This window comes from Cryomorphaceae bacterium (genome assembly GCA_007695365.1).
Lineage (GTDB): Bacteria > Bacteroidota > Bacteroidia > Flavobacteriales_D > SKUL01 > SKUL01.
The window spans coordinates 1-12,510 of sequence record REDV01000056.1 but is presented as its reverse complement, the minus strand read 5'-3'; the positions used below and the strand labels follow the sequence as shown (position 1 = coordinate 12,510).

Genomic DNA, 12,510 nt, shown 5'->3' with positions numbered 1-12,510 from the left:
ATGGCAAAGCGTTTTTTAACTGCACTGGGGGTGCTACTGAGCTTGAGTGCGTCGTCGCAGTGGCACTCTGAGTTCAATTACGGGTTGGCTTTTTCTGATGGAGCGTTTCATGATTTTGCGCCCAGCGTGGGATTCTGGAATGTTCAGTATCAGGCACGTAAGCAAATTACTGATCGCTATTCATTTGGTGGTGCAATAGGATGGAGCTATTTTGAACATGACTTCGGACGCATTACCCGAACCGATGGTGCAAGCGCGATCACCGCCAATATGGTGAGCTACACTAATATACTGACGATTCAAACTGTCAACCAGTACAATCTTGCCGGCGATGGAGATGTGATTCCTTTTCTGAGATTGGGTGCTGGTGTGGCTTATCAAAATCAGCAGGAAGATATTGGCCTTTATTCGGTGGGTGAAAAAGGCTGGCAATTTGCCCTGAATCCTGAGCTCGGCGTTCGTATTGCACTGAGCGATGATCTCGGCTTGCACATTGCTGGTGGATACCATTACCTGCCCGAAGGTAGTGGATTGCTTACCACCTCTTTCTGGAGTATTAAAATCGGCCTGGATTGGCTTCGTAAATAAAGCTACAATGAAACATACAAAGACCATTTTTGCGGGCCTTATTTTTACCCTCATCGCACAGCTTGGAATGTCACAAATGGAACTAGGAGTGAGCTATGGCTATCGCTTTGGAGGCAGCTTGCCTGTGCGCGTGGACAATCAGTTTGGAAAGCTCAAGGTAGAGGATTCGGGCGCATTCTCTGCTGATTTTCGCTACCGCGTAGGTGGCTCGGCGTTGCTGGTTGCATATTCACGGCAGTCATCTACCATCGACTTTGTGCAGAGCGGGCTGTTTGGTCGGGAGCGTCTTTTCGATGCCAACATTGAGTACTTTTTACTGGGTGTTTCGCGAGGCCGAGACAATGGAATAGGTTTTAATCCCTTCGGGCAGATTGCACTCGGAATAGGAGTAATCACGCCTTTGTCCACCGCTATAAACAGTGAAATCCGACCTGCCGTTACCATGCGCGGGGGTTTTAACTACTTTTTTACGGAGATGATTGGTTTGCGTGTTTCGGTGGGTATTCTGGCACCTTTGCAGTACGGTAATGCGGGTATTTTCTGCGATTCAGCGAGTGGTTGTGGGGTAGGAGTAGGAGCGAGCAGCCAGATTGTACAGGGTGATTTGTCTGGAGGATTGGTGTTTCGTTTCGGAAACCGCAACCGGAATCTGGATGATGCCTACGACGCCGGTGGATAAAGCTTTCCGTTTTTCTCGGCATGACCAGTTGTGGCTCGTGAGCCAAATTTAAACTTGAATCGACTCAAATACAACTCAATCATTAGCCAGTTAGAGGGCGTAATCGGCTCATGGCTCATTTCATCACACCATACTCCCCGCGCTCAGCAACATGAATATGCCGGCTGCAATCAACGCTCTTGCATTGGGCCCCAAAATCGGAACCCACGTATAGCTCTAGTCGCTGCTGCCCTTGCCCTTGATGGGGAGGATTTGGTGCATCAGTCGCGGGCCAATGTCGCGGGCCGGATTGATGGCATAACCCGTGGTGCCGCCAAGGGACATGCCAATCACCCATATGGGTAGGTGTCTCCTTGAAGCTAGCGTTCTTCCCGCTTATCCTGCAATTTTTCCTGTCGCCATTTGCCCTAACCCAATTCTGCCACCACGGTTTCCGGGCCCATGTCGCGCAAGGAGCGCCTTTGCTTGTTGAATAAAACGAGGAGATTACCGGGCCAGAGTACCCCGATGGTTTAATCTCGTAATTCAATGTGGTTAATCACCAAACTACCCTCCATCTCATTTTCAAGCAGGAGGTTGAAACTAAATCTTCGTGCGGATTTTTTTTATTAAAGTCACAATTGTGTGGCTATTGTAGTGTCTTGAGGATGATTTTCTATCGAATGCCTCACTGTGGACCCTACCCCACCACTAATCAGTATTCTATGCCTTTGGTGTAGTAAAACGGCACTTCTCCTCGTCTTACATCTACATTGTGACACCTTAAACCAACCCTTATGGCTCTTTTGCGCATTGAAAATCTATCCAAAACCTATCCCAACGGGGTAAAAGCCCTCGACGATGTAAGCCTTGAAATCAGCAATGGTATGTTTGGCCTGCTGGGGCCAAACGGCGCCGGTAAATCAAGCCTTATGCGAACGCTGGCAACGCTGCAGGAGGCCGATAGCGGCAGTGCATTTTTAGACGATATAAACATTCTGAAACAACCTGCCGAGGTGCGCAAGGTGCTGGGCTACTTACCCCAGGAATTTGGCGTGTATCCGCGCATCACCGCCGAGCAATTGCTCGATCACGTGGCCATTCTCAAGGGTATTGCCGCCAAAAAGGAGCGCAAAGAGTTGGTGCAGTACCTTTTGCAGAAAGTAAATCTTTATGAGCAGCGCAATAAAAGCGTAAAAGGTTTCTCCGGTGGAATGAAACAGCGGGTTGGAATTGCGCAGGCCCTGATTGGCAATCCGCGTCTGATTATTGTGGATGAGCCCACCGCCGGCCTCGACCCCGGAGAGCGCAACCGTTTTCACAACCTTCTGGCCGATGTAGGTCGCGAAGTGGTGGTGATTTTGAGTACCCACATTGTGGATGATGTGCGCGAACTTTGCTCTGCCATGGCCATCATGAACCTCGGGCGCATAGTGTACAGCGGTAGCCCGGTTTCGGTACTCGAAGAGCTTCGCGGAAAAGTTTGGATGAAGGCACTTGAGCGAGGAGAAGTGGATGCCTACAGAACCACGCACCACGTGATAAGCGACAAAATGGTAGGTGGTCGTCCGCACATACACGTGTTGAGCGACAGCCACCCTGGAGATGGTTTCACGTCTGTTGAGCCCAACCTCGAAGATGTGTTTTTCGTGAAAATCAACCCCGCCGTAACGGCCTGAATCTGCCACGAAGATGTTTAGCGAATTTTTCAAACTCGAGATGCGCTCGGCCTTTAAAAGCCCGATGCTCTATGTCTTTTTCGGTATGGTTGCCCTGTTTGCTTTTGGCGCGGTGGCAAGTGATAATGTGCAGATTGGCGGCGCCATCGGAAACGTGCACCGCAACGCCCCCGATGTATTGACCCAGTTTACGCTCATTATGGGCATTTTGGGACTGTTGTTCGCGGCAGCCTTTTTCAACAATGCGGCCTTGCGAGACCACAACAACCAGTTCAATGAGATTCTCTTTCATCTGCCCATTGGCAAAGCCGGCTTTTTTTGGGGGCGATTTCTTGGGGCCTGGTTACTCAGCACCTTGCCTTTGCTGGGAGTTTTTGTGGGAGCGTGGCTCGGAAGTGTCATCGGTCCGTTGGCAGGATGGATGGACAGCGAAAGAATGGGGCCGTTCTACGTTTCCAACCTGCTCAGCAACTACTTCTACTTTGTGCTTCCCAACATGTTTTTTGCCGGAAGCATCATCTTTTTTCTGGCCCATAAGTTTAAAAACACCATCATCAGTTTTGTAGGTGCGCTGGCCATCATTGTGGCTTACTTCGCATCGGGCACACTTCTCAGTGATATTGACAACAAGACCCTTGCAGCTATCACCGATACCTTCGGGGTAAGAACCTACAGCGTTTATTCGCAGTACTGGACCCCCGCCGAGCGCAATACGCTGAGCCCTGCGCTTGAGGGAATCATTCTCTACAACCGCTTGTTTTGGCTTGCGCTTGGCATTGTCATTTCGGTTTTAAGCTACTGGAGTTTTCGCTTTCAGGAAAAACTTCGTTTTAGCCGAAAAAGCAAAATTAAAATACAGGAAGTAGCACACTACGAAAAAGTTGCGATCGACAAACCCACGGTGCTTTCGCAGTTTAACAGCAAGCTTAATCGTTTGCAATTCACCAGCTTTTTCATGGCCAACCTGCGCAGTATTGTAAAAAGTGTGGTGTTCAAAATAGTGGCGCTTTTTGGGATTTTATTGTTGGTCATCAGCCTGGTACAAGGATATGAATACTACGGCCTGCAAACCTACCCCGTTACCTACGAAATCATTGACGACATCAACGGCTCTACCGGAATCTTTCTCCTTATTGTGGTTATTTTCTTCAGCGGCGAACTCGTATGGCGCGACCGTATGAGCCACATTCACGAAGTAATCAATGCCACCCCGCATCACAGCTTTGTGAGCATTTTTGCAAAGGTGGCAAGCCTCGTGAGTGTTGCGGTGCTTCTGCAATTTGCATTCATTTTAGTAGGGATGCTTTCACAATTGCTGAGGGGTTATACCCGCATTGAGCTGGACGTGTACCTTGTGTATTTTCTGGTTAATGATCTTCCCGGTTACATCATCCTGGCGGCGCTTTTTGTGGTCATCCAAACCCTGCTCAACAATCGTTATGTGGGTTATTTTATCGGACTGCTTTTTATTACGGTTTGGAGTATTGTGATGAGTGTTTTGGAATGGCAGAGTAATATGCTCTTGCCGGGCGAATCACCGGGTATTTTCTATTCAGACATGAATCGCTTTGGTCCGGGGCTGGTCGGAACCTTGTGGTTCAATGCCTACTGGGTGTTGTTTGCTGTGTTGCTGATTTTTATTGCCGGATTCTTCTGGCCCCGCAGCGTGGTGAGCAGTATGCGCGAAAAATGGCTCGTGGCAAAAAGTAGCTTCACAGGGGGAGCAAAACGTGCGTTTGCAGTTGTTGGGGTTTGCTGGTTGCTGGTGGCAGGTTGGGTGTACTACAATACCATTGTGCTGAACCCTTACAAAAGTGGCAAGCAGCTCAAGCTGGAGTCTGTAGAATACGAAAAGAAATACAGGCAGTACAAAGACAGGCACTTGCCGGTGCTCACAGACATTCATTACAACATTGACATTTTTCCCGAAAAACGTGATGTATATGTGGAGGCGGAAGCGCAATTTCTGAACAAAACCAATCATCCCATTGATTCGCTGTACTTCAATTTGAATCAGCAGTGGAAGAATGAAATACTCATTCCGAATGCCGACCTTGTGTTGAACGACGAAGAGCTTGGTTTTCAGATTTACGCGCTTAATCAAGCACTGCAGCCGGGCGACAGCCTGAGAATGATCATCAAAACTGCCTACATCACCAAAGGGTTTCAAAACACAAGGGGTAATACCAACATCGTTCGCAATGGAACTTTTCTCAATAATTTTGAGATTCTCCCCACCATGGGCTACAGCGAAGGAGCGGAGTTGAGTGGTAAAAACGACCGGAAGAAATACGGACTGCCCGAGCGCGACCGCATGCCTCCGCTGCAGTATCCTTGCGGCCATGTATGTATGAGCAATTACCTGACAGATGGTCTGGCCGATTGGGTAAATGTGAGCTCTGTAATCAGTACAAGCTCTGACCAGATTGCCGTGGCTCCGGGGTCATTGGTAAAGGAATGGAGCGGAGGAGACCGCCGTTACTTTCACTACGAACTCGATCAACCATCTCAGAACTTCTACAGCTTTATGAGTGCCCGCTACGAGGTGGCCCGCGAAAAGTACCGCGACATTGATATTGAGGTGTACTATCACCACGCGCACCATGTAAATGTGGCCATGATGATTGATGCCGTTCGGCGAAGCTTTGAGTATTTCGAGGAACATTTCGGGCCCTATTACCACAAACAGGCGCGCATCGTGGAGTTTCCGCGTTACGCAGGTTTTGCACAGGCTTTTCCGGGAACCATGCCTTATTCAGAGAGTTTGGGTTTCATCATCAACCTCGAAGATGAAACCGATAACAACATCGTGGATGCTGTTATTGCGCACGAAATGGCGCACCAATGGTGGGCACACCAGGAAATACCGGCCAAAATGCAAGGAGGTACCATGCTTACGGAAAGTTTTGCAGAGTACAGCAGCTTAATGGTGATGAAGAAAGATTTGCAGGGTGACGACATGCGCATGAAAAAATTCCTCAAATACAATTATGATCGCTACCTGAGGGGCCGGAGCGGGGAGGCTGTGAAAGAATTGCCCTTGTACAAGGTAGAAAATCAGGACTATATTCACTACGGAAAAGGTGCTGTGATTCTGTATTCTTTACAGGATTACATTGGCGAAGACAGCGTAAATGCGTCGCTCCGAACATTTTTGGAAGAATATGCCTACGCAGAGCCGCCTTACCCGAGCTCGCTCGATTATCTGCGTCACCTTGAGCCCCGTGTGGCGGATTCTCTTTCGTACCTTGTTGAGGATTGGATCAAGCAAATCACGCTGTACGACCTTCGTTTGAAAGAAGCTACTGCGCGCAAGCTTTCCGGCGATCTTTACGAAGTTACCTTTCAACTTGAAGCGCGTAAATTGTATGCCGACAGTCTCGGAAACGAAACAGAACAACCCCTGCACGAGTGGATTGATATTGGTGTGTACAGCGACAAGGAGGAAAAGAACCTCATGGCATGGAAACGGGTGCGTCTTACCCAAAGTCCGGCGCGCTATGTAATGACGGTTGAAGGTCTTCCGGCAAAAGCGGCACTCGACCCCCGGCAAATGCTGATTGAGCGGGTGGTAAGCGACAATGTGAAAAGCGTGAAGGTGGAGGGGTAGAGCTTGGTTGTCGATCACTCCACAACTCAAATCACCAACAAATACCTTCGGCTTCTGCCTTCACCGGACGGAACGAGGATTCCTTTTTCTACCAGTTCCTGAAGGTCGCGGGTGGCGGTGGCTTTAGATACGCCCGTGATGCCCGAGTATTTCCCGGCACTCATTCCTCCTTCAAAGCCATCAGGTCCTTGGTCCAACATCTTTTTGAGCGCTTTGAGCTGGCGCGGTTCAAGGGCTTCACGGTGTTCGTCAAAAAAGCGGGTTTTCTTGATCACAAATGCAATCTGCTCTTCGGCGGCGTGCTGTGCGTCCTTGATGACACCGGTAAAATAGCGAAGCCAGGCACTCACTTCATTCGATTGTTGTCCGTTTTTCAATGCAGCGTAGTAAGCCTTTTTGTTGGATTCAATAACCTGTGAAAGACTCAGTATCACCGGCCGACCCGCGTGCTGAGAGAGTACTTTTTCTGACAGTGCACGCCCAATCCTTCCGTTACCATCCTCAAACGGGTGAATGCTTTCAAAATACAGGTGCGCCAGGGCAGACCGTACCGGCGCAAACGCGATGGCCGACTGTCCACCTGGTGCCGTATCGTTGAACCAGCGGATGAATTTTTTCATCTCTTTCGGCACGCTCGCTGACGGTGGAGCTTCAAAATGCACCTTTTCCCTTCCGGCAGCACCCGAAACTACCTGCATGGGATCGGCAGATGAGCGCCATGCCCCTGCCTTGATGTACTGATTGCCTTCCATCAGCAAGTAGTGCCATGCAAACAGTTCCGATTCGCTCAAGGGCTGCGTAAACGATTTCTGCACATGAAGCATCATCTTCACAATTCCATTGGCTCTCTTGTCTCTCACAATTTGCTGAGTGGCGTTGATGCCGAGGTTGTTTCGTATGGACGACATCACGTCTTCCCGACTGAGGTATTCCCCCTCTATTTCTGATGTCTTCACGACTTCTGCAAGGAGGGCTGCAATAACCACCTCCGCTTCAACTTCATCAGAAAGTGCGTTCACCATGCCACTCACCCTTCCCATACGCTCGGTGTACGCGAGAACATTGCCCATAATTTCGTCCTCATTGTAAGAGAAATCAGGCCAATCAGGTAGCTGCCAGTTGTAAAGCATGAGCCAAATGTACGCATTATTCGGCTCAGATATACACCATATATGAGCCGATTAGAGGGCGTAATCGGCTCATGACTCATTTCATCACACCATACTCCCGGCGCTCAGCAACATGAATATGCCGGCTGCAATCAGCGCTCCTGCAATGGGCCCCAAAATCGGAACCCAAGCATAGCTCCAGTCGCTCGTGCCCTTGCCCTTGATGGGGAGGATTTGGTGCATCAGTCGCGGACCCAGATCGCGGGCCGGATTGATGGCATAACCCGTGGTACCGCCCAGCGCCAGACCAATCACCCAAACCAGCAGCGCCACCGGAAGTGCTCCCAGGGCGCCGAGGCCTATGGGTGTTCCGTCGGCAAGGGCGGGCTCTGTGGCGTAAAGAATTACGATAATCAGCACCGATGTGCCCAGGGCTTCGGAGTAAAAATTGGAGGGCAGATTGCGAATGGCCGGTCGGGTGGCGAAGGGCGCAAATTTGAGCTCCGATTCTGGGGTGATGTTGAAATGGTCGCGGTACATCAGCCACGCCAGTCCGCAGCCGAACATGGCGCCTAGGATTTGTGCACCCACGTATCCGGGCACCATGCTCCAATCAAAGTAGCCAACGGCAGCCAGGGCAATGCTCACGGCGGGATTGAGGTGCGCACCGCTGTAGGGGCCGGCGACTACCACGCCGATAAACACGCCCAACGCCCATCCGGTAGTGATGACAATCCAACCGCCCTGATGCCCTTTGGTGCCCGTGAGCACCACATTGGCCACCACGCCGCAACCCATGGCCAGGAGCAGGGAAGTTCCTACAAATTCAGCTACAAGTGTATCCATATCATTCGCACCAGTTTTTAGCCCGCTCCACAGCTTTGTGCCAGAAGCGGAGGTATTCATCGGATTGCTCCCGGTTCATGGTCGCTTCAAAGTTGTGATCGCTTTGCCAGATTTTTTTCAGGGTATCCAAATCCTCCCAATATCCCACGGCAAGTCCGGCAAGGAAGGCAGCGCCCAGGGCTGTTGATTCAATGTTCTCCGGACGGGCCACGGTGCAGCGCAGCATATCGGCCTGAAATTGCATCAGGAAGTTGTTGCCGGCTGCTCCTCCGTCCACCCGCATTTCGCGCAAAGCTTCTCCCCTATCAGCCTCCATTGCGCGCAGCACGTCGTGCACCTGGTAGGCAATGGCTTCCAGGGTGGCGCGGGTCATGTGGGCGATGGTGGTGCCCCTGGTGATTCCGAAAAAAGCCCCACGCGCGTTAGCGTCCCAGTGGGGTGCGCCCAGACCCGCCATGGCCGGCACAAAATACACGCCTTCATTGTCGGGCAGCTGGGTGGCCAGTCGCTCTGTTTCGGAAGCATGACCTACAAAGCCCAAGTTGTCGCGTAACCATTGCACAGCAGCTCCTCCGATAAAAACACTGCCTTCGAGCGCGTAGGTCATCTGGCCGTTGATTTCCCAGGCCACGGTGCTGAGCAGTTTGTTATCGGAAACCACAGGTTGGTAGCCGGTGTTCATCACCATAAAGCAGCCGGTGCCGTAAGTGGTTTTGGCCATTCCGGGTTCAAAGCAGCACTGTCCGAAAAGGGCCGCTTGCTGGTCGCCGGCAATGCCCGCAATGGGGATTTTGGCGTAGAGCAACTGCCCCGATGTATGCCCGTAAACCTCGCTGCTGGAGCGCACTTCAGGCAGTACCGATTCAGGTATATCGAAGAGATCGAGCAATTCGGTGTCCCAGCATCGCTCGTGCATGTTGAAAAGCATGGTACGGCTGGCGTTGCTTACGTCGGTAACGTGAACGGCACCTGCGGTGAGTTTCCACACAAGCCAGGTGTCGATGGTGCCAAAGGCCAGTTCCCCGCGTTCAGCCATGTCCCGGGCGCCTTCTACGTGGTCGAGCAGCCATTGCAGTTTAGAGGCGCTGAAGTAAGCATCGGGAACCAGTCCGGTTTTGTCCGTGATCATGGCCTCATGACCTTGTGCTATCAGTTCGGCAATGCGCGGAGCGGTGCGGCGGTCCTGCCACACAATGGCGCGGTACAGGGGTTTGCCTGTGAGGCGGTTCCACAGCACGGTGGTTTCGCGCTGGTTGGTGATGCCGATGGCTGCAATCTGCGATCCGTTTACATTTTTTGCTGCAAGGGCTTCGGTCATCACGGCGCTTTGGGTGGCCCAGATTTCCATGGCATCGTGCTCCACCCAGCCCCCTTTCGGGAAATGCTGTTTAAAGTCGCGTTGAGCACTGCTGTGAACGCGTCCGGCACGGTCAATAAGCAATGCGCGCGAGCTGGTGGTTCCCTGGTCGAGGGCGAGGATATAGGTGGGCTTTTGGCTCATGGTTTTTGGATGAGGTATTTACGCGCAATTTTGTAAAAATCTTCCAGTTCGGTTTGAACCCACTGCGCGTCTTTGTCCAGTTCTTTGGCGAGAATGGTGGCTACTGTTGGCGCTGCTTCAATCGCGGCACGGGCATCGAGTAACAGAAGCCGAATGCGTCGCGAGAGCACATCCTCAATGGTCATGGCCATTTCGTAGCGAATGGCCCATACCACTTCAGCGGCGGTATAGAGGTGGTCAGGGTGAAGCTTTTGGGCCCATTCAGCCGATTCGCCCTGCAGGGCTTTCACAGCCGGGGCGTCGCTCCCGTAGGCATTCAGGGGGTCGTCGGTGTGGGGTGTTGCTCCGTGAAAGGCCGTGGGGAAGAACCTGCGGGGAGGAAGTGCAGTTCCGCTTATCCTGGAGAATGCCAGTACGGTGTCTTCGCCCATTTTGCGGAAAGTAGTCCATTTGCCACCCACAATGCTTACCAGTCCGCTATTGGAAATGATGACCTTATGGCTGCGCGACACTTCCTTGGTTTTGGTGCTACCCTCCTTGGGCATCGCAAGGGGTCGGAGGCCGGCAAAAACCGATCGTACATCGGCGCGTGTGGGTTTGCGTTTGAGGAACTGTGCCGCATTATCCAACACAAAATCAATTTCCTCTTCAAGCGCGTCGGGATCCAGGCTGGGCTTGTCACGCAGGGTATCGGTGGTGCCCACAATAAGTTTGTTTTTCCAGGGCAGGATAAACAATACGCGACCGTCACTGGTATCGGGAATCATCAGCGCGTCCTGCCCGCCAAGGAATTCCTGATCCAGCACCAGGTGTATGCCCTGGCTGGCTTTGATGCTGCGGGGTGCCCCGGGCGTATCCATGCGGAGGATTTTATCGGCAAAAACCCCTGTGGCATTCACCACCATACGCGCCTTGATCTCGTATTTTTCGTTGCTGAGCTCGTCTTTTGCCGTAAGTCCGGTGATGCGTCCTTTGGCGTTTTTCACGAGCGATTTCACCCTGACGTGGTTCAGGAGGCAGGCGCCCATGTTGAAACAGGTGCGTGCGATAGAGATCAGGAGGCGGGCGTCGTCAAACTGACCGTCGTGGTAGATTACGCCGCCCAGAAGACCCTCTTCCTTCACATTGGGAAGGCGGCGCAGGGTATCTTCGCGGGTTACGAACCGGGAGCGGCCAATGCGCAGTCGTCCGGACATCAGGTCGTACACTTTGAGGCCGGCAGTGTATTTAAACCGCTCGTAGTTGCTGTAAACGGGTATCACAAAGCGCACAACAGAACTCAGGTGGGGAGCAGCTTTGAGCAGCAGTCCGCGCTCGCCGAGGGCTTCGTACACCAGGCGTATCTGGCCCTGGGCGAGGTAACGCACCCCACCGTGCAGCAGTTTGGTAGAGCGGCTGGAGGTGCCTTTGCCAAAGTCGCTTTTTTCGAGCAGCACCACGCTGAGGCCGCGTGCAAGGGCCTCCAGTGCCACCCCGAAACCTGATGCGCCTCCGCCAATAATGGCGATATCAAAAGGACCTGTACGGGCGCTCAAACGGCGCAGTGACTCGTTGCGGTTCATAGGCTGGTGCTAATGTAGGAAAAGGGATGGAGTGTGAGCGTTGGGAATAAGAGCCCACGAAGCAGAGCTTCGCTGGTAATGGGTAGAAATTGAGAGCTACATGACCAACTTGAAGTTCAATCCTTATCGAAATTAACTACCTTAGTACACTAAACTGCCGGTATGGATATTCAAACCCGAAAAATAAATTTTGTTCAGGAGTTTCTTCGTCTTCAAAATGAAGAACTCATTTCAGCACTTGAGGCATTGTTGAGGGAGAAGAAGGCCTTAGGCTACGAGCAAAACCTGAAGCCAATGAGCGAGCAGCAACTGAATGATGATATTGACCAGTCTTTGAAAGATGCAGAAACAGGAAAACACCTTTCTGCCAAACAGCTTAAATCGAAAGCTAAACGATGGGGTTAGCCGTTTACTGGACAGCTTTTGCCGAAGAACGACTAAAAGATATTTTCGACTATTATGATGTTACCGCCAATCGTTCAGTTGCAGACGGAGTAGTCAATGAGCTGATTGAAAAGTCCATGCTGTTAGAGAAAAACCCACGCATGGGCCAGCGTGAATCATTGTTGTCGCATCGGCCTCAAGAATTCAGATACCTCGTCTGCAACCATCACAAAATCATCTATTGGATTGACAAACTGCACGGTTGTGTTTATGTTGCACATGTATTCGATTGCCGTCAGAACCCGACCAAAATGATGGAAGTGTAGTTCTGGTACGATAAAATTTCACCTCCCTCTTTAATTCAACCACTCACTCCTTAGCTTGTCCAACAGCGGCAACAAGTTCTCGCGCTGGTCAAATTCCGGAAAAACGCGATTCCAGCAGTGGTCGATTACTTCAGAGTATGCAATTTAGTGCGGATAGCTGAATGTCAGACATAGGAAACATTGCCTTTATAGCTTCAATTCTCCAGGGTCCCTGCGCGAATCAAAAATGGCAATCACCTCAATTTCA

Annotated in this window: 10 protein-coding genes and 1 pseudogene; 6 read left to right on the top strand and 5 right to left on the bottom strand. The window is 51.4% G+C overall.

Translation table 11 applies throughout. The features are described from left to right. Together EA392_03135 and EA392_03130 are read left to right on the top strand one after the other, a co-directional pair. Positions 1–588: a hypothetical protein gene (locus EA392_03135; protein ID TVR40695.1), complete on the top strand. Its 588-nt coding sequence runs from the start codon at positions 1–3 to the stop codon at positions 586–588. A 7-nt stretch (positions 589–595) separates the two neighbouring features. Continuing rightward, a complete protein-coding gene (locus EA392_03130) occupies positions 596–1,267 on the top strand; it encodes a hypothetical protein (protein TVR40694.1) in 672 nt (223 codons plus the stop codon). Between the two features lie 123 nt (positions 1,268–1,390). Here the strand turns inward: EA392_03130 and EA392_03125 are convergent. Further along, a pseudogene (locus tag EA392_03125) lies at positions 1,391–1,591 on the bottom strand (hypothetical protein). 452 nt (positions 1,592–2,043) lie between these two features. On the opposite strand from EA392_03125, the gene EA392_03120 reads away from it, so the two are divergent. Beyond that, complete coding sequence (locus EA392_03120) at positions 2,044–2,925, top strand: ABC transporter ATP-binding protein (protein ID TVR40693.1); 882 nt, start codon at positions 2,044–2,046, stop codon at positions 2,923–2,925. A gap of 13 nt (positions 2,926–2,938) precedes the next feature. Further along, positions 2,939–6,535 carry a hypothetical protein gene (locus EA392_03115; GenBank protein ID TVR40692.1) on the top strand — a complete coding sequence of 1,199 codons (3,597 nt, stop codon included), beginning with the start codon at positions 2,939–2,941 and terminating at the stop codon, positions 6,533–6,535. A gap of 26 nt (positions 6,536–6,561) precedes the next feature. Here EA392_03115 and EA392_03110 read toward each other — a convergent pair whose 3' ends face one another. The 4 genes from EA392_03110 to EA392_03095 form a co-directional block, all read right to left on the bottom strand. After that, positions 6,562–7,665 (bottom strand): Fic family protein, encoded by a 1,104-nt coding sequence (locus EA392_03110; GenBank protein TVR40691.1) that lies wholly within the window; start codon positions 7,663–7,665, stop codon positions 6,562–6,564. Positions 7,666–7,749: 84 nt separating this feature from the next. Then, positions 7,750–8,490 (bottom strand): aquaporin family protein, encoded by a 741-nt coding sequence (locus EA392_03105; GenBank protein ID TVR40690.1) that lies wholly within the window; start codon positions 8,488–8,490, stop codon positions 7,750–7,752. Between the two features lies 1 nt (position 8,491). Then, a complete protein-coding gene (gene glpK / locus EA392_03100; GenBank protein ID TVR40689.1) occupies positions 8,492–9,991 on the bottom strand; it encodes a glycerol kinase in 1,500 nt (499 codons plus the stop codon). Further along, the gene (locus EA392_03095) at positions 9,988–11,553 is read right to left on the bottom strand and encodes a glycerol-3-phosphate dehydrogenase/oxidase (GenBank protein TVR40688.1); all 1,566 of its coding nucleotides are present in this window, start codon (positions 11,551–11,553) and stop codon (positions 9,988–9,990) included. Before EA392_03095 ends, glpK begins: the two co-directional genes overlap by 4 nt. A 162-nt stretch (positions 11,554–11,715) precedes the next feature. Between EA392_03095 and EA392_03090 the strand changes: the two genes are divergently transcribed. Together EA392_03090 and EA392_03085 are read left to right on the top strand one after the other, a co-directional pair. After that, the gene (locus EA392_03090) at positions 11,716–11,958 is read left to right on the top strand and encodes a hypothetical protein (GenBank protein TVR40687.1); all 243 of its coding nucleotides are present in this window, start codon (positions 11,716–11,718) and stop codon (positions 11,956–11,958) included. After that, positions 11,949–12,263 (top strand): type II toxin-antitoxin system RelE/ParE family toxin, encoded by a 315-nt coding sequence (locus tag EA392_03085; protein ID TVR40686.1) that lies wholly within the window; start codon positions 11,949–11,951, stop codon positions 12,261–12,263. Before EA392_03090 ends, EA392_03085 begins: the two co-directional genes overlap by 10 nt. Positions 12,264–12,510 lie beyond the last annotated feature (247 nt).